The sequence below is a fragment of the Paraburkholderia sp. PAMB 6770 genome (assembly GCF_057748135.1).
The window spans coordinates 2,946,139-2,970,781 of the sequence record NZ_CM173238.1; the positions used below are offsets into that span (position 1 = coordinate 2,946,139).

Below are 24,643 nucleotides of genomic sequence, written 5' to 3' on the forward strand. Positions count from 1 at the left end.
GCGGCGGGCCGTACCGCACTGCGGTCGCGCGGCGCGGCGGCCCTCGCCGCACTGCGGCGCGCGACCGGCGTTCAGCGCGTGGCGCCCAGCCGCCGCGCGACCCAGCCGCCGAACACGTTGACCGCGAGTCCCGCCATCACGAGCGCCGCGCCGCCGATCTGCGGCGCCGACAGCCGTTCGCCGAGCAGCAGCGAGGCCGACGCGAGTCCCACGATCGGCACGAGCAGCGAGAACGGCGCGACCTGGCTTGCCGGATAGCGCGACAGCAGCCGGCTCCACAGGCTGTAGCCGAGCAGCGTCGCAATGAACGCCAGATAGATCACCGCGAAAATCGACGCCGCGCCGATCCCGGTCAGCGCCGCGACGATCCGCTGCGGCCCCTCGAAGCAGTACGAGAGCACCGCGAACGGCAACGGCGGAATCAGGCTCGCCCAGACCACGAGCCCGACCAGATCGACGTTTCCGACCCGCTTCGTGACGATGTTGCCGAGCGCCCACGACGCCGCTGCGCACAGCGTCAGCACGAAGCCGGCGAGCGTCATCGCATGGCCGCCCTGGAGGCCGATCACCGCGAGTCCCGCGGCGGCGATCGCGAGCCCCGCGAGGTTCGGCAGACGCAGGCGCTCGCCGAGCAGCAGCGCCGCGAACACGAGCGTAAAAAACGCCTGCGCCTGCAGCACCAGCGACGCGAGCCCGGCCGGCATTCCGACGTACATCGCGGAAAAGAGAAACGCGAACTGCCCGAACGAGATCGTGAGCCCGTACGCGAACAGCCAGCGCCACGCGACCTTCGGGCGCGGCACGAAAAACACGGCCGGCACCGCCGCGAGCGTAAAGCGCAGCGCGCCGAGCAGCATCGGCGGCACGCCGTGCAGACCCACCTTGATCACGACAAAATTCACCCCCCATGCGAGCACCACCACGAGCGCGCGCAGCAGATCCTTCGGCGCCATCGCTTCCCTCCTGTGGTCGTCGAAAGCCGGCAGTGTAGCCGAGCGCGCTCCCGCACGCTGCCCCCGTGGCCCAGTAGAATGATGCGTATTCCCACCCGAGCCGCCCGCCATGTCCTCCTCGATCAAAGCCGTCCTGAAGCCGCACGTGCGCGACATCGGCAACCTCGCCGTGCGGCGCGTGCTGCCCGCGCTGGCCGCACGGCTCGTGGGGCCGTTCATCTTCTTCGACCACATGGGGCCCGCCACGCTCGCGCCGGGCAGCGGCCTCGACGTGCGCCCGCACCCGCACATCGGCCTCGCCACGGTCACCTACCTGTTCGACGGCGCGATCATGCATCGCGACAGCCTCGGCTCCGCGCAGAAGATCGTGCCGGGCGACGTCAACTGGATGACCGCCGGCCGCGGCATCGTCCACTCCGAGCGCACTGCCCCCGAAGATCGCGCCCGCGGCCAGACGATCCACGGCATCCAGACCTGGGTCGCGCTGCCGCTCGAACACGAGGAAGCCGAGCCGTCGTTCGAGCATCACGCCGCCGCCACGCTGCCCGAGATCGAGCGCAACGGCGTGCGCCTGCGCGTGATCGCGGGCACCGCGTTCGGCGAGACCTCGCCTGTCACGACCTTCTCCGGCACGCTGTACGTGGCCGCTCACTTCGAGCCCGGCGGCGCGTTCGCGCTCGAACCGGAGCACGAGGAACGCGCGGTCTACCTCGTCGAAGGCGATCTGGAAATCGACGGCACGCCGCTCGAAACCGGCCAGATGGCGGTGCTCGCGCTCGACGAAACGGTCACGCTCGCGAGCAGCGGCGGCGCGACGGCAATGCTGCTCGGCGGCGAGAAGCTCGAAGGCGAGCGCTTCATCGAGTGGAATTTCGTCGCCAGCTCGCGCGCGAGGATCGAGCAGGCGAGGGAGGACTGGAGCGCGCAGCGGATGGGCACGGTGCCCGGCGAAACCGAGTGGATTCCCCTCCCCGAGCGCAAGCCGCAGTGAGCGCGGCCGCGCGCATTGAAATCGGCGCATCCGCCCCCAGCTAGCCTCCAGCGATTTTTTACCGACGAGGATCCCATGGATACCACCCTGTCCACTTTCGAAAAAGACGTGATCACCGCGTCGACCCTCGCGCCGGTGCTGGTCGATTTCTGGGCGCCGTGGTGCGCGCCCTGCAAGACGCTCGGTCCGATGCTCGAACGGCTCGAAGCCGAATACGCGGGCAAGTGGAGGCTCGTGAAGGTCAACGTCGACGAGAATCCGGAGCTGGCCGGGCATTTTCAGGTGCGCAGCATCCCGCACGTCGTCGCGTTCGCCGACGGCAATCCGGTCGACCAGTTCGTCGGCGTGCTGCCGGAAGGCCAGTTGCGCGAGTTCATCGACCGGCTCGTCCCGCAGGGCGCCGAAGCGGCGTTCGCGGAAGCACGCGCCGCGCTCGCCGAGGGCCGCCGCGAGGATGCGTACGATGCGCTGAAGGCGTCGCTCGCCTTCGATCCGGGCTTCGACGAAGCCCGCCTCGACCTGATCGAACTGCTGCTCGAAGACAACCGCATCGAAGAAGCGCGCAACGAGGTCGACCTGCTGTCGACGGTGGTCACGCAGGGCATCGATCCGCGCTTCAACGCGATCCGGACGCGGCTCGACGCGCTGGACGCGGCCACCGACCTGCCGCCCACGGACGCGCTCGAAGCCCGCGTCGCCGCCGATCCGCTGGATCTCGACGCGCGCTTCGACCTCGCAAACGCGCTGATCGCACGGCGCAAATACGGCGAGGCCCTGGAGCATCTGCTCGCGATCGTGCAGCGCGACCGCGGCTTTCGCGACGATATCGGCCGCAAAACGATGCTGTCGGTATTCGAGCTTGCCGGCCACCAGCGCGAGCTGGTGTCGCTGTGGCGGCGCAAGCTGAGCGCCGCGCTGAACTGAGCCGGACGGCATCGGGGGCAGGGCGGTGCGCTGCCTGTCTGCCTTGCGCTGTCTGCCTTGCGCTGTCTGCCTTGCGCTGTCTGCCTTGCGCTGTCGGCCTTGCGCTGTCGGCCTTGCGCTGCCTCCGCCTTGCGCTGCCTGGCGTGCGCTGCCGCTCTCGGGCAGCGCACGGTGACCGTCGCCGGCGTCGCCGGCCGGTGCGCCGCCGTCATGCGCGGACGCCTCGCGCCGCGACGCACGGCTCGCCGCCGGGCTACGCGTTTCCCGCCTTCGCGAGCGCGCGCAGCACATGCGCCGCCGCAGCAAAGCCAAAGCTCGCCGTCACGCATACGCTCGAACCAAACCCCGCGCAGTTCAGCCCGATCGGCCCGGCATAGCCCGGCGCCGTGTCGACGTGCTGCGCCTGCGCGTCGACGTCGCAGACCGCCGCCTCCGGGTAGATCAGCGGCTCGTCCGAATAGACCGCGCTGACCCGGAACTTCGCTTTCGGCCCCCGCGGAAAGCCGTGCTGCTTGCGCAGCTGCGCGCGCACCTTCGACAGCAGCGGGTCCTGAATCGTCAGCGCCAGATCGTCGATGCGGATGCGCGTCGGATCGAGCTGCCCTCCCGCACCGCCGATCGTGATCAGCGGCTGGCCGCGCTCGACGCACCACGCGATCAGCGCGGTCTTCGTGCGCACGCTGTCGATCGCGTCGACGACGTAATCGAAACCGCCGCCGAGCACCGGCACGAAATTGTCCGGCTCGATGAAATCCTCGATGCGCCGCACGTCGCAGCGCGGGTTGATCGTCGCGATCCGCGCGGCCATTGCATCGACCTTCGGCATGCCATAGTTGCCGTCGAGCGCGTGGATCTGACGGTTCGTATTGCTCGGTGCGACATTGTCAAGATCGACCAGCGTCAGGCTGCCCACCGCGCTACGCGCCAGCGCCTCGGCCACCCACGAGCCGACGCCGCCGATCCCGATCACCGCGACCCGCGCGCGCTCGAACGCCGCCAGCGCCGGCGCCCCGTACAGGCGGGCAATGCCGCCGAAGCGGCGGGCGTGCTCGGCGCCTTCAACGTCGCGAGGGGTGGGAGTAAGATCGGGCTGAACGGTTGCGCGAGACATCGGCGTGGATAAAGGCGGATCGTGGCCGCTATTTTGCCTGATCGGCGCGCGCCCGACCGCCTGATCGGCTTGGGCTTGACGCCGCGCGACACCGCGTGACACGTCGCACGCAGAAAATGGCTTCCTTCGCTATACTGATTGCACTGTAGCGTTTGCATAAAAATATGAGCTTATCTCTTGCCGACCTCCGGAAGAACTACTCGCTCGGTTCGCTGGACGTGACCGACGTCGACCCCGACCCGATCCGCCAATTCGACCGGTGGTTCGCGCAGGCGCTCGACGCGCAACTCCCCGAGCCGAACGCGATGACGCTCGCGACAGTCGACGCGCACGGGCGGCCATCGGCACGCATCGTGCTAATCAAGGGCGTGGACGAGCGCGGCTTCGTGTTCTTCACCAATTACGACAGCCGCAAAGGCGGCGAACTCGCCGGCAATGCGTACGCGAGCCTGCTGTTTTACTGGATCGAACTGGAGCGCCAGGTGCGCGTCGAGGGCAAAGTCGTCAAAACCAGTGCAGCGGAGAGCGACCGCTATTACGCATCGCGTCCGCTCGGCTCGCGGATCGGCGCGTGGGCGTCCGACCAGAGCCAGGTGATCGACAGCCGCGCGGCGCTCGAAGCGCGCGAGCGCGAAGTCGCCGCCCGCTATGGCGAGAGCCCGCCGCGGCCGCCGCACTGGGGCGGCTACCGGCTCGTGCCCGACGCAATGGAATTCTGGCAAGGCAGGCCCTCGCGCCTGCACGACAGGCTGCTGTACACCCGTTCCACGGACGAAGGCGCCTGGCGGATTGCCCGCCTCGCGCCCTGAACCGGTCAATCGCGCCGCCGCCCGCGCGCCTCTGCGATGCGCGCCGGGCGCGGCGAGGGTGCGCGGCCTGCCCCGGCGTCGCGTTGCGCGCCGGTCCGTCGTGCCCCGAAAGGCTTCGCTTGATATTTCATCGAACACGGAGAAATCGCATGTTCTGGGAGAAAAAGCTGGCGCAGTGGGTGGAAGACGTCAAGAGCAAGGCCAATCTGCCGGCCCGGCTCGTGCTGTGGGACGGGCAGCAGCACGACTTCGGCACCTTCGCGGCGCCGCAGGTCACACTGAAGGTCAACAGCGCCTCGGCGCTTCCGCTGCTGCTCGAACCGAGCCTCGACAATCTGGGCGAGGCGTACGTGAAGGGCAAGATCGACATCGAAGGCAAGCTCTCGGACATCATCCGCATTGGCTACTCGCTCGCGCGCAACACGGTGACGAGCGCCGGCAAGCTGAGCCGCGTGAAGCGCTACTTCACGCATTCGAAGACCTCCGACAAGAAGGCGATCCAGTATCACTACGACGTCTCGAACGACTTCTACAAGCTGTGGCTCGACGAGAACATGGTCTACTCGTGCGCCTACTTCGAGAACGGCGACGAGGATCTCGGCACCGCGCAGCTGAAGAAAATCGACCACATCCTGACGAAAATCCAGCTCCAGCCGGGCCAGCGCCTGCTCGACATCGGCTGCGGCTGGGGCGCGCTCGTCCTGCGCGCGGCGTCGAAGTTCGGCGCGCACTGCGTCGGCGTGACGCTGTCGCAGAACCAGTTCGATCTCGCCACCGCGCGCGTGAAGGCCGCCGGGCTGTCGGATCGCATCGAGATCCGCCTGCAGGACTATCGCGACATCGACGGGCAGTTCGATCGCATCACGAGCGTCGGCATGTTCGAGCACGTGGGCCGCAAGAACCTGCCAACCTACTTCAGGAAAATGCACGACCTGCTCGCCGACGACGGCGTCGCGATGAACCACGGCATCACGTCGAGCGATGCCGACAGCGGCGAAGCGGCGCTCGGCGGCGGCGAGTTCATCGACCGCTACGTGTTCCCGGACGGCGAACTGCCGCACATCAGCCTCGCGCTCGAAACGATGGCGCACGGCGGGCTCGAAGCGGTTGACGTCGAGAGCCTGCGCCGTCACTATGCGCACACGCTCGATCTCTGGGCGGACAATTTCGAGGCGCACGCCGACGAGGCGCGACAGCTCGTCGACGACGAGAAGTTCCGCATCTGGCGCGTCTACCTGGCGGGCTGCGCCTACGCGTTCGAAAACGACGACGTGTCGATCTACCAGGTTGTGTGCCGCAAGGCCGGCCGCAGCGCGAAAACGCTGCCGTGGTCGCGCCGCTACATGTACGACAAGCCGCTGTAAGGCCTGTTGCGCCGGCGCGGCGGACGGGCGGCGCCGGCGCAACGCTTGACAGCAACCGCACACCACGATGGATGAAAGCCGTACCCGCGAGCCGGCGCGCCCCGCCGGACAGCCCGCCGCCGATCCGGCGCCCGGGCAGTTCGATCTGTTCGGCGCTCCGGCCACCCCGCCCGCCGTCCCCTCCGACCCCGCACCGCCCGCCTCCGCTGCACCGAAAGCCCGGCGCAGCCGCGACGTGCTGCCCGCCGAGGTGTCCGACAAAGTCCGCGACATCGCTCGCACGCTGCCTCCGCAGGTCCACCTCGGCACGTCGTCCTGGTCGTTTCCGGGCTGGCAGGGGATCGTCTACGGCGATGCGTACAGCAACAGCAAGCTGTCGCGCGACGGGCTGACCGCGTACGGCGCGCATCCGCTGCTGCGCACGGTCAGCATCGACCGCTCGTTCTACGCGCCGCTCACGGTCGCCGACTACCTGCGCTACGCGCAACAGGTGCCCGACGCGTTCCGCTTTATCGTGAAGGCGCCCGCCGCCGTCACCGACGCGACCGTGCGCGGCGAGCAGGGCGAGCCGGTTTCGCCGAACCCGTGCTTTCTCGACGCGCGGCTCGCCGTCGACGAATTCGTGCGGCCCTGTCTGGATGGGCTCGGCGCGAAGGCCGGCGCGCTGGTGTTCCAGTTCTCGCCGCTGCCGGACGCGCTGCTCGCCGATCCGGCCGGCTTCGTCGCGCAGCTCGGCGCGTTTCTCGGCGCGCTGCCGCCGCTTCCGGAAGGCGCCTGCTATGCGGTCGAAATCCGCGATGCCGTGCTGCTCACGCCGCGCTTCATCCGGATGCTGAAAACGGCGGGCGTGCGCTACTGCGTCGGCATCCATGCGCGGATGCCGGATCCGCTGCGCCAGGCGGCCGCGCTCGCGCTGCTCGACGGCGAGCCCGCCGGGCCGCTGATCGTGCGCTGGAGCCTGCACGGAGGCTTTCGCTACGAGCAGGCCAAGGCGAAATACGATCCGTTCGACCGCCTCGTCGACGAAGATCCGGGCACCCGCTCGGCGCTCGCCGAACTCGCGGCGCGCTATGCGATCGCGGGCCAGCCGGTGGTGATCGCGGTCAATAACAAAGCCGAAGGTTCGGCGCCGCTCACGTGCGTGAAGCTGGCCGCCGCCATCGCCGACGCCTGCACGCGGCTCGCCTCCGCGGACGACGCCGGTCCGGCTGCGGCTGCGGCTGCGGCTGCGGGTTCGGCCACGGGTTCGGCGACCGCTGCAGCCACCGCTCCCGTCACCGGTGGAGCCATCGGACAGGAAGCGCCCGACACGGGCGGGGACACGGCGATCGCCGATTCGACGACGGGACCGTAGTACGCGACGGCATACCGCGCCGCATGAGACGCATGAGGCGCATGAAACCCACGACGCCCGGAGGCCCGTAAACGGTGCGCAACGGTGCGCAACGGCGCACGACGGCCCGCGCGACGTTGCACGGCAGCGCACGGCGGCACGGCGCCGCACCGCGCCGTCCCGCGCCGCTGCTCAGTGCCTCAGCCGGTGCGCAAACTTCTGCCGGAACTTCGCGACCTTGGGCGCAACCACGAACGCGCAATAGCCCTGGTTCGGGTGCTGCGCAAAATAGTTCTGGTGATACGCTTCCGCCGGCCAGTAGTTGCCGTCGAGCGGCACCACCTGGGTGACGATCTGGCCGTCGTAGATGCGCTCGTCGGCCAGCGCGCGGATCGCCTCGAGCGCGGTCTCGCGCTGCGCGTCGGAGTGCGTGAAGACGACCGAGCGGTACTGCGTGCCGACGTCGTTGCCCTGCCGGTTCAACTGGGTCGGATCGTGGATCGCGAAGAAAATGTCGAGAATCTCGCGATAGCCGATCCGCGCCGGGTCGAATTCGACCTTCACCACTTCGGCGTGGCCGGTATCGCCATCGCACACCTGCTCGTAGGTCGGCCGCTCGACGTGACCGCCCGCGTAGCCGGACTCGACCGCGCGCACGCCGTCCACTCCCAGATAGACCGCTTCGAGACACCAGAAACACCCGCCACCTAGGGTGGCGACTTCGCTCGTCTGACTCATGCTGCTGCTCCTGACTGGTTGCCGGCCGCGCGTGCCGGGCCGCGCGGCCGTGACGCCCGCGATTCCGCTAGAATCGGGGCAATCCGCTCGATGACTACATGACTTTAGACTCAACTTCACGCGCTCGCGTGCGCCTGCCCTCCCCGCCTCCGCTGCGGAGGGCTCACCAGCCATGAAACAGGCCACGCCGCCCAATTTCGACCCGAGCGCGTTTCGCCGCGCGCTCGGACAGTTCGCCACCGGCGTCACCGTGATCACTACGCGCGCCGCGTCCGGCCAGCTGATCGGCATTACCGCGAGCTCGTTCAACTCGGTCTCGCTCACGCCGCCGCTCGTGCTGTGGAGTCTCGCGACGCGCTCCGCGTCGATGCCGGTGTTCCGCTCGAACAGCCATTATGTGGTGAATGTCCTCGCCGCGTCGCAACTCGATCTGTGCCGGCGCTTCGCGACCGTCAAGGGCGACCGCTTCGAGGGCGTCTCGCACGCGGCCGGCGACTCCGGCATGCCGGTGCTCGACGGTGCGCTCGCCTGGTTCGAATGCCACAACCGCAGCCGCTACGAGGAAGGCGACCACGTCATTTTCGTCGGCGAGGTGGAACGCTGCGGCGTGCACCCGGACGCCGCAGCGCTCGATCCGCTGATCTTCCACGGCGGCGAGTTTCACGGACGCAAGCCGCTGTAGGCGGCCTGCGCGGTTCGCCCCGTCGCGTCACTCGGTACTGACGTGGCTGCGCGGAGTGCCGGTGGACGGCACCAGCGACACCGGCACGCCGGCATCTTCCTTCAGCGTCTGCAGCACGATGTTCGAGCGGATGTCCATCACGCCGGGCGCCTTGTAAAGCCGCTCCAGCACGAAATCGGAATAGTGCTTCAGGTTGTGCGCGAGTACCCGCAGCAGATAATGCGCCTCGCCGGTCACGACGAACGCGCCCACCACCTCCGGCCAGTCGCGCAGCGCCTCGGCAAAGCGCTCGTGCCAGTTCGGCTGGTCGTTGCGCATCGACACCTGCACGAACGCTTCCAGTTCGAAGCCGAGCACTTCGCGGTTCAGGCTGGCCCGGTAGCCGCCGATCACCCCCTGCTCCTCGAGCAGCCGCAGCCGGCGCAGGCACGCGGAGGGCGACAGCGCAATGCGCTCGGCCAGATCGAGATTGCTGATGCGCCCCTCCTGCTGCAGGACCGTCAGGATGCGGCAATCGGTGGTGTCGAGCGAGATCGCGTTCATATTCGGTCTCCCTTTTCCGTTTAAATCAAATTATGTTCCAAGGGACGCCAAAAAACGAGATTTATTCGCAAGCACATTTCATCCGGGGCCGCCTATCATGTGGGAACCGCTTGCGAAACCGCCCGCCGCCATGAACACCGTTTGGGATATCAGCCCCGCCCTCGACACCGCGACGCCCGTCTGGCCCGGCGATACGCCGCTCGGCATCGAGCGCGTGTGGCGCATCGAGGCCGGTTCGCCGGTCAACGTCGCGCGTCTGACGCTGTCGCCGCACACCGGCGCGCACGCCGACGCGCCGCTGCACTACGACGCGCACGGCGCGCCGATCGGGGCGGTGCCGCTCGACGCGTATCTGGGCCCGTGCCGCGTGATTCATTGCATCGGCGCGGCGCCGCTCGTCACGCCCGCGCATCTGGCCGGCGCGCTCGACGCGCTGCCGCCGCGCGTGCTGCTGCGCACGTACTCGCAAAGCCCCACCGGCTGGGACAGCCGGTTCTGCGCGGTCGCGCCGCAGACCATCGACCTGCTCGCCGAACGCGGCGCGCGGCTGATCGGCATCGACACGCCGTCGCTCGATCCGCAGGAATCGAAGACAATGGACGCACATCACCGGATCCGCGCGCACCGGATGGCGATCCTCGAAGGTCTCGTCCTCGATGCGATCGAGCCGGGCGACTACGAACTGATCGCGCTGCCGCTCCGATTCGCGACGCTCGACGCCAGCCCGGTGCGCGCGGTGCTGCGCGCGCTGCCGTCGGCCCCACCCGCCTGAACCCCGCCTTCTCACCCAGGACGACGATGAACCACCGCCACGAAGCCGAGGCGCTCGACCGCGCCGACCCGCTTGCGCCGCTGCGCGAGCAGTTTGCGCTCGTCCCCGACACGCTCTATCTCGACGGCAATTCGCTCGGCGTGCCGCCGCGTGCCGCCGCGGCGCGCGCGCACAGCGTGATCGCCGGCGAATGGGGCACGGGGCTGATCCGCAGCTGGAACAGCGCCGGCTGGTTCGCGATGCCGCGCCGGCTCGGCAACCTGCTCGCGCCGCTGATCGGCGCCGCGCCGGACGAGGTCGTGATCACCGACACGATCTCGATCAACCTGTTCAAGGTGCTGTCCGCGGCGCTGCGCGTCGCGCACGCGCGCGATCCGAAACGCCGCGTGATCGTGTCCGAGCGCTCGAACTTCCCGTCCGACCTGTACATCGCGCAGGGGCTCATCGAACAGCTCGACCGCGGCTACACGCTGCGCCTCGTCGACGATCCGGCCGAACTGCCGGCGGCGATCGATGCGGACACCGCGGTCGCGATGATCACGCACGTGAACTACCGCACCGGCTACATGCACGACATGGCCGCGCTCACGCAACTGATCCACGCGCGCGGCGCACTCGCGCTGTGGGATCTCGCGCATTCGGCCGGCGCGGTGCCGGTCGATCTGAACGGCACCGGCGCCGACTACGCCGTTGGTTGCACCTACAAGTATCTGAACGGCGGCCCGGGTGCGCCCGCCTTCGTCTGGGTCCCGCGGCAGCACCAGAACGCGTTCGCGCAGCCGCTGTCCGGCTGGTGGGGCCACCGCGCGCCGTTCGAGATGAATCCGCACTACCGGCCGGACGACGGCGTCGGCCGCTACCTGTGCGGCACCCAGGGGATCGTGTCGATGGCGCTCGTCGAATGCGGGCTCGACGTGTTCCTGCAGACCGACATGGCGGCGATCCGCCGCAAGTCGCTCGCGCTGACCGACCTGTTCATCGCGCTCGTCGAGACGCGCTGCGCGGCGTTCCCGCTGCGGCTCGTGACGCCGCGCGCGCACGAGCAGCGCGGCTCGCATGCGAGCTTCGAGCATCCCCACGGCTACGAGGTCATGCAGGCGCTGATCGCGCGCGGGGTGATCGGCGACTACCGCGAGCCGCACGTCCTGCGCTTCGGCTTTACGCCGCTTTACACGCGCTTCGTCGACGTCTGGGACGCCGTCGAGGCGCTGCGCGACGTACTCGCGCGCGAAAGCTGGCGCGCCCCCGAATTTGCCGCACGCGGCGCGGTGACCTGAGAGACACACGATGACCGACTCCCTCCTTCCGCCCCGCGATCCGTCCGCGGACGCCGCCCCCGGCACCGCCGCGGCTTGCGGCGCGCCCGCTGGAAACGGGGCCGGCGCCGCGCCGTCAGCGGGCTGCCCGTTCGGCGCGCATGGCACGCCCGGGTCCGATGTCCCGGCAGGCAGCGCCGGCTGGCACGACGCGCAACTCGACTTCTCGAAGTCGATGAGCTATGGCGATTACCTGTCGCTCGACGCGCTGCTGTCCGCGCAGCACCCGCTGTCGCCGGACCACAACGAGATGCTGTTCATCATCCAGCATCAGACGAGCGAGCTGTGGATGAAGCTCGCGCTCTACGAACTGCGCGCCGCGCTCGACGCGGTTCGCCGCGACGCGCTGCCGCCCGCCTTCAAGATGCTCGCGCGCGTCTCGCGCATCATGGAGCAGCTCGTGCAGGCGTGGAGCGTGCTGTCGACGATGACGCCCTCCGAATACACCGCGATGCGCCCGTATCTCGGCAGTTCGTCGGGCTTCCAGTCGTATCAGTACCGGCAGATCGAGTTCGTGCTCGGCAACAAGAATGTGCTGATGCTGCAGCCGCATGCGCATCGGCCCGAGGTGTTCGCCCAGGTGCGCGCGACGCTCGAAGCGCCGTCGTTCTACGACGAAGTGGTGCGGCTGATTGCGCGGCGCGGCTTCGCGATTGCGCCCGCGCGCCTCGAACGCGACTGGACTCTGCCGACCACGCACGACGCCACCGTCGAAGCGGCGTGGCTCGAAATCTATCGTCATCCCGCGCAGCACTGGGAACTGTACGAAATGGCCGAGGAACTGGTCGATCTCGAAGACGCCTTCCGCCAGTGGCGCTTTCGCCATGTGACGACCGTCGAGCGGATCATCGGCTTCAAGCAGGGCACCGGCGGCACGAGCGGCGCGCCGTACCTGCGCAAGATGCTCGACGTCGTGCTGTTCCCGGAACTCTGGCACGTGCGAACGATGCTCTAGCGCGCCGCGCGTCAGGCCGCGCGGGTGTGCCCGTCGTCCGCGGCGTCGCGGCTCGCGTCGTTGAGCTGCTGATAGCGGCGAAACTGTGACGGCGTCATCGCTTTCGCGTTCAGAAACTGCCGGTTGAAATTCGACAGGTTGTTGAAACCGACCTTGTAGCAGATGTCGGTCACGCTGAGTTCGTCGTCCATCAGCAGCTGACAGGCGAGATTGATGCGCATCCGGTTCACGTACTGTACGAACGGCAGCCCGGTGTGGCGGCGGAAGTAGCGCGAAAACGCGCTCACGCTCTGCCCCGCGAGTTGCGCGAGATCCGATTCGCGCAGTTCCGACGCGAGATTCTTGCCGATATACGCCAGCGCATGATTGATGCGCGTGGCCGCAAAACCGGTCGGATCGGCCTTGTACGCGGGGCTCGCGAGCAGCGTGCGGTCGGCGTCGGCGGCAAGCGCTTCGAGCATCGACATGAACAGCACGAGCCGGCGCAGTCCGCGCGCGTGCAGCAGTTCGTGAAACAGCGGCTGGATCCGCGCGCTCGTATGCGCGCCGAACGATACGCCGCGCCGCGCATCGGCGAGCAGCGTCTCGACCTGGCGCCACTCGGGAAAATTCTGCAGGCAGCGCGTGGCGAACCCGTCGCCGAACTGCAGCACCAGATTGCGCTGCGCGATCGTCACGCCCTCCGGGACTTCGCTGACCCAGTTGTGCGGCAGGTTCGGCCCGACCAGCACGAGATTGCCCGGCGCAAAGCTGTCGATGTGATCGCCGACGAACATCTTGCCGGTGGTCGCGACGATCAGGTGAATTTCGTACTCCGGGTGAAAGTGCCAGCGCACCGTGCGATACGGATAGCCGTGCGACCAGACCGTAAACGATTCGTCCGGCGGCACGGCGACAAGTTCGAGATCGGGTTGCACGGTGCGCTCCTGTGAGTTCTTCGGTCGGGCGTCTGCACGCGCAAACACGCCCCCTCCCGATGAAACCGCATACCGATACTTTTTTGCAGTGGGGTTCGCCCGCATTCCGCGCGGATCCGCCGTGAATCCGGCTTGATGCAACGCAGCAGCCGCACCGAGGCCCGCCGCACGGCGCAATGCCGCTGCCGGCTGGCCGCCGCAAGGTCGCTCACGCCGCGCTGCGCCAACGATCCTGGCGCTGGCCGCCTTGACATTCGACCGGCCGGGTACGATCATTCGCCCACACACAGAGCAAATGCTCTACATCATGAGGCGCGCGCGCGAACCGCGCGCCCTGCACTCTCAGGAGACATCCATGAACAGCGGCCAAGACGGCGGCGCGGGCGCCAATGTGATCCTGCACATCGGCGCGGGGTCGTTTCACCGGGCTCACCAGGCGTGGTATCTGCACCGGCTGAACGCGATGCGCGACGCGAACGAGCCCGCCTGGTCGCTCACGGTCGGCAACATCCGCGGCGACATGAATGCGGTGCTCGACGGGCTCGCCGCCCAGGGCGGCGTGTACACGCTCGAAACCGTCACGCCCGCCGGCGAGCGCGCATACGAAACGATCCGCTCGATCAGCCGGGTGCTGCCGTGGTCCGCCGGGCTCGACGGGCTGATCGAGGCCGGCTCGGACCCGGCCTGCAAGATCATTGCGTTCACCGTGACGGAAGGCGGCTACTACCTCGACGAGCATGACCGGCTCGACACCGCGAACCCCGACCTCGCGGCCGACCTGGCCGGCGGCCGCACGACGATCTATGGCGCGCTCGAAGCGATTCTCGCGGCGCGCATGCAGCGCGGCGCGGGTCCGGTCACGCTGCAAAGCTGCGACAACCTGCGCAGCAACGGCGAGCGCTTTCACGCAGGCATGAGCGCGTTTCTGGAACGCCGCGGCGCGGGCCCGCTGCGCGCCTGGTTCGATGCGAACACGCAAAGCCCGAGTTCGATGGTCGATCGCATCACGCCGCGGCCGACGCCCGACGTGCGCGAGCGCGTGCTGGCCGCCACCGGCTTCGACGACGCGGTGCCGGTGATGGGCGAGGCGTTCATCCAGTGGGTGATCGAAGACCGCTTCGCCGCGGGGCGGCCCGCCTGGGAGAAAGTCGGCGCGGAGCTCGTCGAATCGGTGGTGCCGTACGAGGAGGCCAAGATCCGCATCCTCAACGCGACGCATAGCTGTATCGCGTGGGCGGGCACGCTCGTCGGCCTGCGCTACATCCACGAAGGCACGCTCGATCCGCAGATCCGCCAGTTCGCGTTCGACTACGTGACGCACGACGTGATCCCGTGCCTCACACCGAGCCCGCTCGACCTCGCGCGCTACCGCGACGTCGTGCTCGAACGCTTCAGCAACCCGTATATCCTCGATACCAACCAGCGCGTCGCCGCCGACGGCTTCTCGAAGATCCCCGGCTTCATCGCGCCGACGCTCAGCGAATGCTTCGCGCGCGGCGTCGAGCCGGCCGCCACCGCGATGCTGCCGGCGCTGTTTTTCCGCTTCCTGTCGCGCTGGCAGACGGACGCCTTGCCGTATCAGTACCAGGACGGCGTGATGGACGCGAGCGCCGCACACGCGTTCTTCGCCGCGCCGGATCCGCTGCAGGCATTCTGTGCGGACCGGCTGCTGTGGGGCAGCATGGCGCAGACGCCATCGCTGGAACACGTGCTGCGCGGCGCGCTCGCGCGCGTCGACGCCTGGCTGCAACAGCGCGCCTGACGCGCCACCGACACCCTGTCTGCGCGCACGGGCCGCGCCGCGTTGCATACGCGGTGCGGCCCGTGCGTCATGTACGCTACCGCAGCCGGCCGCCGTGCCGGCCGGCGCGCCGGCGCGCCAGTTGCCAGTTGCCAGGTTAACGCCCATGGCGTCGGCCCGGCCGGACGGCTAAAGTAGCGCATCCCTCTGAACGAAGATTCCGCGCTCATGTATCTCGGCATCGACCTCGGCACGTCCGAAGTGAAAGTCCTGCTGCTCGCCGCCGATGGCAGCGTAGTCGGCACCGCAGGGTCCCCGTTCACCGTCTCGCGTCCGCATCCGCGCTGGGCGGAGCAAAATCCCGCCGACTGGTGGGACGGCACGCGCGCCGCGCTGTTCGCGCTGCGCGCGAAGCATCCCGATGCATTCGCCGGGGTGCGCGGCATCGGCCTGTCGGGCCAGATGCACGGCGCCGTGCTGCTCGATGCGCAAAACCGCGTGCTGCGCCCGGCGATCCTCTGGAACGACATGCGCAGTGTGGACGAGTGCGCGGCGCTCACCGCGCGTGCGCCCGCGTTGCACGAGATTGCCGGCAATCTCGCGATGCCCGGCTTCACCGCACCGAAGCTTCTGTGGGTCGCGCGTCACGAGCCGGCGCTGTTTCGCGAGACGGACTGCGTGCTGCTGCCGAAGGATTATCTGCGCCTGCAGCTCACCGGCACCCGCGTGTCCGATCCGTCCGATGCGGCCGGCACGCTGTGGCTCGACGTCGCGAAACGCGACTGGTCGGACGCGCTGCTTGCCGCTTGCGACATGCGCCGTGCGCAGATGCCGCGGCTGTGCGAGGGCAGCGCCCCGTCGGGCACGCTGCGCGCCGATGTCGCGCGCGAGTTCGGGCTGCGCGAGGATGTCGTGGTGGCCGCGGGCGGCGGCGACAACGCGACCAGCGCGATCGGGATCGGCGCGACGCAGCCGGGCGACGGTTTCGTGTCGCTCGGCACATCGGGCGTGCTGTGCGTGGTCGGCGACCGCTTCCGCCCGAATCCGGCCTCGGCCGTCCACGCGTTCTGCCACGCGATTCCCGAGCGCTGGCATCAGATGAGCGTGGTGCTGTCGGCGGCAAGCTGCCTGCGCTGGGTCTGCAAGCTGACGTCCACCGACGAGCCCACGCTGCTCGCCGAAGTCGAGGCGCTTGCCCCGGGCGCGCTCGCCGGCGCGCCGTACTTCCTGCCTTATCTGTCCGGCGAGCGCACGCCGCACAACGACCCGTTCGCGCAAGGCGTGTTCTTCGGGATGAATCACGCGACCGACCGGGCGCTGCTCGGCTACGCGGTGCTTGAAGGCGTGACGCTCGCGCTCACCGACGGGCTCGACGCGCTGCGCGCGGCCGGCGCCGAAGCGCGTGCGCTGTCGCTGCTCGGCGGCGGCGCGCGCAGCAGCTACTGGGGTCAACTGCTGGCGGATGCATTCGATACGCCGACGCGCAAGCACGGCGGCGGCGAAACCGGGGCGGCGCTGGGCGCTGCGCGCCTCGGCTGGCTCGCGGCGGGCGGCGATCCGCGGGAGGTGCTGACCCAACCCGCGGTGGAGCGCGAATTCACGCCGAATCCGGCCCGGCACGCGATGCTGCGCGCGCGCCTCGACGGATTCCGCGCGCTGTACCGCCATGTGCGGCCGCTGTTCGATCCGTCGCGCGAGCGCCTCGTTTAAGCGGCCCGTCGTTGCCCCTACCGCGAGGCTGACCGGCTGCCCCGTGCAGCGTCCATCCAGAGAAGCCTACTGTGCCCAAGTCAAACGAAAAACTCGATCTGGCGACCCGCGCCGCCTGGCTCTACTACGTCGCCGGCAATACGCAGCACGAGATCGCCGAAAAGCTGCAGGTGTCGCGGCCGGTCGCGCAGCGGCTGGTCGCCTTCGCGGTGGAGAAGAACCTGATCCGCGTGCGGGTCGACCATCAGCTTGCCGATTGCCTGACGCTCGCGGCGCAACTGTCGAAGCGCTACGGGCTGACGATGTGCGAGGTGGTGCCGGTCGACAGCGACACGCCGGAGGAAGTCGACCGCAAGCTCGCGGTGGCGGGCGCGCAGGTGATGGAGCGCTACCTGAACGAAGAGAAGCCGATGGTGATCGCGGTCGGCAGCGGCCGCACGCTGAAGGCGGCGGTCGATCAGATCGCGCAGCTCGACCGCCCGCAGCACCGGCTCGTATCGATGGTCGGCGCAATCGCCCAGGACGGCTCGTCGAACCGCTACGACGTCGCGCTGCACATCTCCGAGAAGACCGGCGGCAAGCATTTCCTGCTGCCGGCGCCGCTGCTGGCCGATAGCGAGGCCGAGCGGCAGCAGTGGTGCAATCACCGGCTGTATCGCATCGTCGAGTCGCTGAGCGCCGAAGCAGATGTGGCGTTCGTCGGGATCGGCAATATCGGGCCGAACTGCCCGCTGCACGAAGACGGCTTCATCACGTCGGCGGAGGTGAAGGAACTCGTGCAGAACAAGGCCATCGCGGAGATGCTCGGTCTGCCGATCGACGCATCTGGCGCGCACGTCGAATCGCCGACCGGGCGGCGCGTGACCAGCGTCGCGCTGGATTCGCCGCCGAAGCGCCCGACGATCGGCTTCGCCGGCGGCGCACGCAAGCACGACGCGGTGATCGCGGTGCTCAAGGGCGGCTGGCTGTCGGGACTGGTGACGGATGAGGACTGCGCGCGGGCGGCGCTGAAGGGGTAAGAGGAGCGGGCATGTGCCGGTTTCGAAGGCCGCCGGACACGGCTCATTCATAGCAGATGCGCAGCGTCCGCCACGCAACCCGGCCGGTCAGCGCTTCCCTGGCTGACGATCGACCGGTTGGTAGCGCACGCCGTCATAGACATCGCTTGTCAGCCGGCCATCGTGCTTCATGACGCGAACGCCAAACAGGCGGGGCTCCGTCTCGGGATTGCCGCCGCACGCTTTCGTGTGGTGTTCCCGCACTTCGACCTGAAAATATCCGGGCTTTTCATTCGACTCCATCAGAAGGCATTCATCCTTCAGCGTTGTCAGATCGAATTTCCGGATGGCGTCGGCAACGAGCCTGATTGCGTCGGCCTCGCTTTTTACCTGTGCGGGAAAAGCGGGGACAGAAAATGTCAAAAACAATAAAGCGAGCATGTAAAAACGTGACGCCATAAAATATCTCCCACCTCATCAATGGAATTATATGAAGTGAAATAATTGATCTTAATTTTTTCGCATAATGTTAGGCGGAGCGGGCAGTGTTGAATTTGATATCAAATGAGCCGGTGACAACCCCTTGGGATCCGCCGAGTGCACTCTGAACCATGTATTCCTGTTTTACTAGCGCAAATGAAAGATGCACCTCCTCAAAAGCGCCGTTCATTTTTACAGCCGTAATAACCACATCTGACATGGTGATGCGCAAATAGTCAAAGGGTACTCCGCTGGCCTTACGTAAAGTAAGAACAGCTTTTCGAATGCGTTTGCCGCCTAGGCAGTAGGTCATCAGCGTTGGACTGGCACGGTCAATTTTGTGAAAAAAGACCAGATCATCCACTGTTGCCTTGCCCGCGCCACCTCCTGAACCAGAGTTCATCGACGCCAGTTGATGCATGCTCCAATTCCAGTTGGCAACGTCGATTTCCCCCGCATGTGCTTCGTCCTGTGACTCCCCTGTTATGCCGTCTATTTTCACGAAAGCATCATTAGACATCGCGCATTACCTTTTCAAAATTTAATGAATTTGGCCAGTGCCTTGGCAACAACAAGCGACAGAATAAAAGAAATCATGACCGTGAAAATCATATAGAAATCCTCTACATTTTCGCACCCGATAATTCCGAGGCTAGAGCTGAATTTGGCAAGAATGTATGCGGCCGCATCAGAAAATCGAATATGTCCGAATATCCACGAGAAGCACAACGTGAGTATCAGAACTATTACTGTGCCAATGAGACGTTTCATTTCACATCCACGGTTCCATAGGCGAACCCTTTACTGCCAGGGATGGCTATTGGACTGCTGGCTTTGAGGCTCGCCCTCAGCTTGTCAAAGGCAATGGGGTCCGCCAGCGTGATACAACCTTCGCTCAGATTCCTGGGGCCGCGCGGATGGAGTCTGAAGTTTCCTCGCTTGACGTTGTGCACGAAAACCCAATCGTCCTGCGTGGTCGAGTTGTAGAGTGCGAACCATTTACTCCGGTCTGTTCCGTAAATATAAGTTCGAAAAAAATCGAGCAGATGAGTGAATACTCCGCCTGACCCACGATCCACGATGTAATAGCGTCCAGGGGGTAGCGGACCAACGTCAGGAATAGCGATGTCGGCAGGATTGTCCTTACCGGGGCCATCGCCCGAAAATGCCGCAAAATTTCCGACACCATCACAATGCAACGTAGACATTTGCTTGTTGTTCAGGGTGAACGTGCACGCTATCGGCATTCCCTGCCCCCAAGTTTCTGGTGCGCGCCTTTAGAGAGCGCGTTAGGCATTTTTTTGCAAACCATTTTATTCAAAGCGTTTTATCCTGTTGGCAGCCGCCTTCCAAAGCTCACGAGCTGATTGTAAATCAATGGATTGGATCGATACCCCCAACAACACGCTCCAGTGCAGATTGAGCAAGTACGACCTCAGCCGGCACTCCCGTATCCGCAGATATAATCTTTGCATCGTAGCGATGAGCCGCAACAAAATTTATTCCGCACACCGGCTGGCGAATAGTTTTTGGCATAAAATTTCCAAAATAATTTTCAGATTTGCTGATGCCTTACTCGCCGGCCGAAATCCGGTGCCGACGCCGACACTACCATCTTCACCAGACCATACCGGACTGACAGAGCATCAAATATCTGCGCACAAACCCAAATAAAACAAACTGCCTGACGAGATGTGACGAAATTAGCCGCCAGTCACGTCACCCCTCTATTTTCAATATTTTAGATTCCACTCTGAACTATTCGTGCGATGCCAGATTGTTGGCTTCGATTTATCGAAGCACCATATTCAAGGACGGTCATTTTAATTCATCTCCCATTTTTCGAGGCCCAGCTTTAACACCCCATAAGCCCCCTCTCAAATCACGCATTTCCGCGACAGCAAATACTAACGGGAACCTGTAACGGCACAAATCAGATAAATCCGATTTACGTCTACAGTCCGCCGCTTCACTGCGCATATACCTCCCTGACGATGCCGCAGCCTACGTCGCGCCACAGAGAACACCTCGACAATCTTTCTCGAGAGCACAAGCCTGTCGCTGTCAAAGCAGACGTGGCGTTCGTCGGGATCGGCAATATCGGGCCGAACTGCCCGCTGCACGAAGACGGCTTCATCACGTCGGCGGAGGTGAAGGAACTCGTGCAGAACAAGGCCATCGCGGAGATGCTCGGCTTGCCGATCGACGCATCCGGCGCGCACGTCGAATCGCCGACCGGGCGGCGCGTGACCAGCGTCGCGCTGGATTCGCCGCCGAAGCGCCCGACGATCGGCTTCGCCGGCGGCGCACGCAAGCACGACGCGGTGATCGCGGTGCTCAAGGGCGGCTGGCTGTCGGGGCTGGTGACGGATGAGGACTGCGCGCGGGCCGCATTGAAGCGGTAAGAGGAGCGGGCATGTGCCGGTTTCGATGGCCGGCCGGACACGGCTCATTCATAGCAGATGCGCAGCGTCCGTCACGCAACCCGGCCGGTCAACGCTTCCCTGGCTGACGATCGACCGGTTGGTAGCGCACGCCGTCATAGACATCGCTTGTCAGCCGGCCATCGTGTTTCATGGCGCGAACGCCAGGCGCATCACGCCGCCGAGCGCACCTCGACAATCTTCCGCGCGAACGCGAGCCCTTCGCTGTCGAACAGATGGCAATGTTCCGGCGCTGCGCCCAGCTTCAACGCCTCGCCGCGTTCGTGCTGTTCGAGCGGCGGAATGCGCGCAATCAGTCCGTCCGGTGCGACACCCGATTCCGCGTACAGGTAAGCAGCGTCACCGAGCGACTCGACCGTCATCGTCCGCGCGGCCACCCCGTATTCGCCCGCGCCGACAAGGTGCAGGTGCTCGGGCCGGATGCCGACCGTCACGCTGTCGCCCGCACGCGCGTTGCCCGGCTCCACCGCGACGCGCTGCTTCTCGCCGCTCTCGTAGCGCACGAGCACGCCGTCCGGCGTCACCGAGTCGATCACGCCGTCGAAGAAGTTCATCTTCGGCGAACCGATGAAGCCCGCCACAAAGCGGTTCGCCGGCGCGTGATAAAGCACGTTAGGACTGCCAACCTGTTCGAGATTGCCCGCCGACAGCACGACGATCTTGTCGGCAAGCGTCATCGCTTCCACCTGGTCGTGCGTCACGTAGATCATCGTCGTCTTCAGCTCGTCGTGCAGACGTGCGAATTCCAGACGCATTTTCACGCGCAGCGCGGCATCGAGGTTCGACAGCGGCTCGTCGAACAGAAACACCTTCGGCTTGCGCGTGATCGCCCGGCCAATCGCGACGCGCTGCCGCTGGCCGCCCGACAGCTGCTTCGGCTTGCGGTCCAGCAGGTGGTCGATATGCAGGATCTTCGCCGCGTTGCGCACCGCCACGTCGATCTCCGGCTTCTTCGCGCCGGCGAGCTTCAGGCCGAACGCCATGTTGTCGTACAGCGTCATGTGCGGATACAGCGCATACGACTGGAACACCATCGCAATGCCGCGTTTGGCGGGCGGCACTTCGTTCATGCGCTGGGCGTCGATCTGCAGTTCGCCGCCGCTGATCTCCTCGAGCCCGGCGATCATCCGCATCAAGGTCGATTTACCGCAGCCGCTCGGGCCGACGAACACGACGAACTCGCCGTCCGCGATGTCGAGGTTGATGTCGTGCATCACTTCGTTGTCGTCGTAGCGCTTGCTGATACCGCGCAGGGTCAGGCTTGCCATGATGTGTCTCCGTGTCTTGCTCGTACTACGTTAATCCGGTTCGGGCGCGCCACGCGCGCCGCTTCAGTGCGATTCCGCGGTAATGCGCTGCATCCATTGCGCGACGAGCACAGGCAGCTGCGCCATGTCGTCAAAGACATGGGCCGCGCCGGCCGCGGCGAGCGCGCCGACCTGCGCGTCGCTCGCATGGCCGCCGCCGACGAAGCCGAACACCGTCATGCCCGCCGCGCTCGCAGCGGTCACGCCGGTCACGCTGTCCTCGACGACGAGGCACGCCTCGCGCGCCACGCCCATGCCGTGCGCGGCGGCCAGATAGACGTCCGGCGCGGGCTTCGGATGCGCGACCGCGTCCGCGCAATAGAGCCGTTCGCCGAACAGCGGCGCGAGCCCGTTGCGCGTCAGCACGTGCTGCACGTACGCGCGGAAACTGTTGCTCGCGCAAGCTTTCACGAGCGGAATCCGCGCGAGCGCCTCGCCGATGCCCGCCACCGCCGGCGCCTGCATCGCCGCCGCCTCGACCGCGCCGCGAATCGCGGCGACGTCGCCGGCCGCATACCGCCGGCCGAGTTGCGCGGCCGCATTGGCCAGCACCTTCTCGATGCGCAACCCGAGCAGCGGCAGCACCACCGGCTCGACGTCCGCGCCGGGCCAGCGCGCCTGCAGCTCGCGCACCAGCATCCGCGCGGCCACGGCCTCGCTGTCGATCAGCACGCCGTCGCAGTCGCAAATGAGCGCGAGATCGTCCTGCGTCATTTGACCGCCCCGAACGTGAGACCGCGCACCAGCTGCTTCTGCGACAGCCAGCCGACGATCATGATCGGCGCCACCGCAAGCAGCGACGCGGCCGACAGCTTCGCCCAGAAGAGGCCTTCCGGACTCGAATACGACGCGATGAACACCGTCAGCGGCGCAGCGTTGGAACTCGACAGGTTGATGCTCCAGAACGCCTCGTTCCACGACAGGATCACCATCAGCAGCGCAGTCGACGCGAGCCCGGGCAGCGACATCGGCATCAGCAGGTAGACGATCTCCTGCCAGGTCGCCGCGCCGTCGATGCGGCCCGCTTCGAGAATGTCGCGCGGGATCTCGGCGAAGTACGTGAAGGTCATCCACACGGCGATCGGCAGGTTGATCAGCGTATAGACGATCACGAGCCCCGACACCGTATCGAGCAGGCCCGCATCCTTCCACAGCAGATAGATCGGTACCAGCACGCCCACCGACGGCATCATCTTCGTCGACAGCATCCACAGCAGCAGCGACTGCGTGCGGCGCGTCGGAAAGAACGCCATCGCATACGCGCACGGCACCGCGAGCAGCAGGCACACGACCGTGACGCCCACCGAAATCTGCACCGAATTCCACGCGAACGCGAAGTAGTTGCTGCGCGCGAACACTTCGCGGAAGCTCTCCAGCGTGGGCGTGAAGAAGAGCGCGGACGAATACGCCTGCTGCTCGGTCTTGAACGCGGTGATCGTCATCCAGAAGATCGGGAAGAACAGCAGCAGCGCGATCAGCCACGCGAGCACCCCCGGAATGGCGCGCCTGACGACGCTCAGCGGCGAGGTGGCCGGAACCGGTGAAGCAACAATCTGGCTCATTTTTCGTACTCCCCTTTCAGGTTCTTCGCGAGCATCCGCACGAGGAAGAACGACACGATGTTCGCCAGCACGACCGCGAGAATGCCGCCCGCCGAAGCGACGCCGACGTCGAACTGCTGCAGGCCGAGCGCATAGATCAGGTACGACAGGTTGGTGGTCGCATCGCCCGGGCCGCCGCTCGTGGTCGTATAGATCTCGGCGAAGATCGACAGCAGGAAAATGGTTTCCATCATCACGACCACGGCGATCGCGCGTCGCAGGTGCGGCAGCGTGATGTAGAAGAACATCGCGATCGCGCCCGCGCCGTCGATGCGCGCCGCTTCCTTCTGTTCCTGGTCGAGCGACTGGATCGCGGTGAACAGGATCAGGAACGCGAACGGCAGCCACTGCCACGACACGATCATGATGATCGCGGTGAGCGGATAGTCGGCAAACCAGTCGATCGGCTGCATGCCGAGCGCAACCATCAGCTTCGCGATGAGCCCGTAGACCGGATGCAGGATCATGTTCTTCCAGATCAGCGCGCTCACGGTCGGCATCACGAAGAACGGGGCAATCGCGAGCAGCCGCGCGATGCCCTGGCCGTAGAACTTGCGGTCGAACAGCACCGACAGCAGCACGCCGCCCACCACGGTGATCACGAGCACCGCGATGATCAGCTGAAGCGTGTGGACGATCGACGGAATGAACGACGGGTCGGTGGCGAGAAACCGGTAATTGCTCCACCCGGCGAAGCCTTTTTCGTCCGGATTGAGCAGGTTGTAGCGCGTGAACGAAAACCAGATCGTCATCGCGAGCGGAATCGTCATCCACAGCACCAGCAGCGCCGTGGACGGCGCCGCGAGCCAGCGTGCGGAATTCGCCTTGCGGGGCTCGCGTGCTTTGCCGGTTGGAGACTGTGCCTGCATGAGAGGAAGTCGCAGAGGACGCATGATGGGACCACCTGTACGGTAGGACGCGGGCGGCGGCAGCCGCCGGCGCGCCGGCATCCGG

At 66.4% G+C, this 24,643-nt stretch carries 25 protein-coding genes; 13 read left to right on the forward strand and 12 right to left on the reverse strand.

Annotation, left to right across the window (positions count from 1 at the left end):
- Positions 1-71: 71 nt before the first annotated feature.
- Positions 72-953: an EamA family transporter gene (locus AC3AP7_RS13330; protein WP_475762251.1), complete on the reverse strand. Its 882-nt coding sequence runs from the start codon at positions 951-953 to the stop codon at positions 72-74.
- A gap of 109 nt (positions 954-1,062) precedes the next feature.
- On the opposite strand from AC3AP7_RS13330, the gene AC3AP7_RS13335 reads away from it, so the two are divergent.
- Positions 1,063-1,944 (forward strand): pirin family protein, encoded by an 882-nt coding sequence (locus AC3AP7_RS13335; RefSeq protein ID WP_475762249.1) that lies wholly within the window; start codon positions 1,063-1,065, stop codon positions 1,942-1,944.
- 75 nt (positions 1,945-2,019) lie between these two features.
- Entirely contained in the window at positions 2,020-2,868 is an 849-nt protein-coding gene (gene trxA, locus AC3AP7_RS13340; protein WP_475762247.1) for a thioredoxin, read from the forward strand.
- A 253-nt stretch (positions 2,869-3,121) separates the two neighbouring features.
- Here trxA and AC3AP7_RS13345 read toward each other — a convergent pair whose 3' ends face one another.
- Positions 3,122-3,979 (reverse strand): tRNA threonylcarbamoyladenosine dehydratase, encoded by an 858-nt coding sequence (locus AC3AP7_RS13345; protein ID WP_475767935.1) that lies wholly within the window; start codon positions 3,977-3,979, stop codon positions 3,122-3,124.
- Between the two features lie 164 nt (positions 3,980-4,143).
- On the opposite strand from AC3AP7_RS13345, the gene pdxH reads away from it, so the two are divergent.
- The 3 genes from pdxH to AC3AP7_RS13360 all read left to right on the forward strand — a co-directional run bounded on the left by pdxH (position 4,144) and on the right by AC3AP7_RS13360 (position 7,506).
- Entirely contained in the window at positions 4,144-4,788 is a 645-nt protein-coding gene (pdxH, locus tag AC3AP7_RS13350) for a pyridoxamine 5'-phosphate oxidase (RefSeq protein WP_475762245.1), read from the forward strand.
- 149 nt (positions 4,789-4,937) lie between these two features.
- The gene (locus AC3AP7_RS13355) at positions 4,938-6,152 is read left to right on the forward strand and encodes a class I SAM-dependent methyltransferase (RefSeq protein WP_475762243.1); all 1,215 of its coding nucleotides are present in this window, start codon (positions 4,938-4,940) and stop codon (positions 6,150-6,152) included.
- 67 nt (positions 6,153-6,219) lie between these two features.
- Positions 6,220-7,506, forward strand: a complete 1,287-nt coding sequence (locus AC3AP7_RS13360) for a DUF72 domain-containing protein (RefSeq protein ID WP_475762241.1) — start codon at positions 6,220-6,222, stop codon at positions 7,504-7,506.
- 171 nt (positions 7,507-7,677) lie between these two features.
- Here the strand turns inward: AC3AP7_RS13360 and msrA are convergent, their stop codons facing one another.
- Complete coding sequence (gene msrA, locus AC3AP7_RS13365; RefSeq protein ID WP_475762239.1) at positions 7,678-8,223, reverse strand: peptide-methionine (S)-S-oxide reductase MsrA; 546 nt, start codon at positions 8,221-8,223, stop codon at positions 7,678-7,680.
- 172 nt (positions 8,224-8,395) lie between these two features.
- Here msrA and AC3AP7_RS13370 point away from each other — a divergent pair, with 172 nt between their 5' ends.
- Positions 8,396-8,905 (forward strand): flavin reductase family protein, encoded by a 510-nt coding sequence (locus AC3AP7_RS13370; RefSeq protein ID WP_475762237.1) that lies wholly within the window; start codon positions 8,396-8,398, stop codon positions 8,903-8,905.
- A gap of 27 nt (positions 8,906-8,932) precedes the next feature.
- Here AC3AP7_RS13370 and AC3AP7_RS13375 read toward each other — a convergent pair whose 3' ends face one another.
- Positions 8,933-9,448, reverse strand: coding sequence for an Lrp/AsnC family transcriptional regulator (locus AC3AP7_RS13375; protein WP_475762236.1), 516 nt, complete (start codon positions 9,446-9,448; stop codon positions 8,933-8,935).
- Positions 9,449-9,578: 130 nt separating this feature from the next.
- On the opposite strand from AC3AP7_RS13375, the gene kynB reads away from it, so the two are divergent.
- From kynB to kynA, 3 genes are read left to right on the forward strand one after another with little or no spacing between them, the layout of a single operon-like run.
- The gene (gene kynB / locus AC3AP7_RS13380) at positions 9,579-10,220 is read left to right on the forward strand and encodes an arylformamidase (protein ID WP_475762234.1); all 642 of its coding nucleotides are present in this window, start codon (positions 9,579-9,581) and stop codon (positions 10,218-10,220) included.
- Between the two features lie 26 nt (positions 10,221-10,246).
- Entirely contained in the window at positions 10,247-11,497 is a 1,251-nt protein-coding gene (kynU, locus tag AC3AP7_RS13385; protein ID WP_475762232.1) for a kynureninase, read from the forward strand.
- Positions 11,498-11,507: 10 nt separating this feature from the next.
- Positions 11,508-12,491 (forward strand): tryptophan 2,3-dioxygenase, encoded by a 984-nt coding sequence (gene kynA, locus AC3AP7_RS13390; protein ID WP_475762230.1) that lies wholly within the window; start codon positions 11,508-11,510, stop codon positions 12,489-12,491.
- 11 nt (positions 12,492-12,502) lie between these two features.
- Here the strand turns inward: kynA and AC3AP7_RS13395 are convergent, their stop codons facing one another.
- Positions 12,503-13,408 carry an AraC family transcriptional regulator gene (locus AC3AP7_RS13395; protein WP_475762228.1) on the reverse strand — a complete coding sequence of 302 codons (906 nt, stop codon included), beginning with the start codon at positions 13,406-13,408 and terminating at the stop codon, positions 12,503-12,505.
- A 355-nt stretch (positions 13,409-13,763) separates the two neighbouring features.
- Here AC3AP7_RS13395 and dalD point away from each other — a divergent pair, with 355 nt between their 5' ends.
- The 3 genes from dalD to AC3AP7_RS13410 all read left to right on the forward strand — a co-directional run bounded on the left by dalD (position 13,764) and on the right by AC3AP7_RS13410 (position 17,878).
- Complete coding sequence (gene dalD, locus AC3AP7_RS13400; protein WP_475762226.1) at positions 13,764-15,170, forward strand: D-arabinitol 4-dehydrogenase; 1,407 nt, start codon at positions 13,764-13,766, stop codon at positions 15,168-15,170.
- A gap of 207 nt (positions 15,171-15,377) precedes the next feature.
- Positions 15,378-16,859 (forward strand): xylulokinase, encoded by a 1,482-nt coding sequence (gene xylB, locus AC3AP7_RS13405; protein WP_475762224.1) that lies wholly within the window; start codon positions 15,378-15,380, stop codon positions 16,857-16,859.
- Positions 16,860-16,930: 71 nt separating this feature from the next.
- Positions 16,931-17,878 (forward strand): sugar-binding transcriptional regulator, encoded by a 948-nt coding sequence (locus tag AC3AP7_RS13410; protein ID WP_475762222.1) that lies wholly within the window; start codon positions 16,931-16,933, stop codon positions 17,876-17,878.
- An 87-nt stretch (positions 17,879-17,965) separates the two neighbouring features.
- Here the strand turns inward: AC3AP7_RS13410 and AC3AP7_RS13415 are convergent, their stop codons facing one another.
- From AC3AP7_RS13415 to AC3AP7_RS13425, 3 genes are all read right to left on the reverse strand, one after another.
- Entirely contained in the window at positions 17,966-18,316 is a 351-nt protein-coding gene (locus tag AC3AP7_RS13415) for a hypothetical protein (RefSeq protein ID WP_475762220.1), read from the reverse strand.
- A gap of 70 nt (positions 18,317-18,386) precedes the next feature.
- Entirely contained in the window at positions 18,387-18,857 is a 471-nt protein-coding gene (locus AC3AP7_RS13420) for an Hcp family type VI secretion system effector (RefSeq protein ID WP_475762218.1), read from the reverse strand.
- A gap of 247 nt (positions 18,858-19,104) precedes the next feature.
- The gene (locus tag AC3AP7_RS13425) at positions 19,105-19,584 is read right to left on the reverse strand and encodes a DUF2778 domain-containing protein (protein ID WP_475762216.1); all 480 of its coding nucleotides are present in this window, start codon (positions 19,582-19,584) and stop codon (positions 19,105-19,107) included.
- 699 nt (positions 19,585-20,283) lie between these two features.
- Here AC3AP7_RS13425 and AC3AP7_RS13430 point away from each other — a divergent pair.
- A complete protein-coding gene (locus AC3AP7_RS13430; RefSeq protein WP_487362702.1) occupies positions 20,284-20,742 on the forward strand; it encodes a sugar-binding domain-containing protein in 459 nt (152 codons plus the stop codon).
- A 191-nt stretch (positions 20,743-20,933) separates the two neighbouring features.
- Here the strand turns inward: AC3AP7_RS13430 and AC3AP7_RS13435 are convergent, their stop codons facing one another.
- The 4 genes from AC3AP7_RS13435 to AC3AP7_RS13450 form a co-directional block, all read right to left on the reverse strand.
- A complete protein-coding gene (locus tag AC3AP7_RS13435; RefSeq protein ID WP_475762214.1) occupies positions 20,934-22,049 on the reverse strand; it encodes an ABC transporter ATP-binding protein in 1,116 nt (371 codons plus the stop codon).
- 63 nt (positions 22,050-22,112) lie between these two features.
- Positions 22,113-22,802, reverse strand: a complete 690-nt coding sequence (locus AC3AP7_RS13440) for an HAD-IA family hydrolase (protein WP_475762212.1) — start codon at positions 22,800-22,802, stop codon at positions 22,113-22,115.
- Complete coding sequence (locus AC3AP7_RS13445; RefSeq protein ID WP_475762210.1) at positions 22,799-23,650, reverse strand: carbohydrate ABC transporter permease; 852 nt, start codon at positions 23,648-23,650, stop codon at positions 22,799-22,801. Before AC3AP7_RS13445 ends, AC3AP7_RS13440 begins: the two co-directional genes overlap by 4 nt.
- Entirely contained in the window at positions 23,647-24,582 is a 936-nt protein-coding gene (locus tag AC3AP7_RS13450; protein ID WP_475762208.1) for a carbohydrate ABC transporter permease, read from the reverse strand. Before AC3AP7_RS13450 ends, AC3AP7_RS13445 begins: the two co-directional genes overlap by 4 nt.
- Between the last annotated feature and the right edge of the window lie 61 nt (positions 24,583-24,643).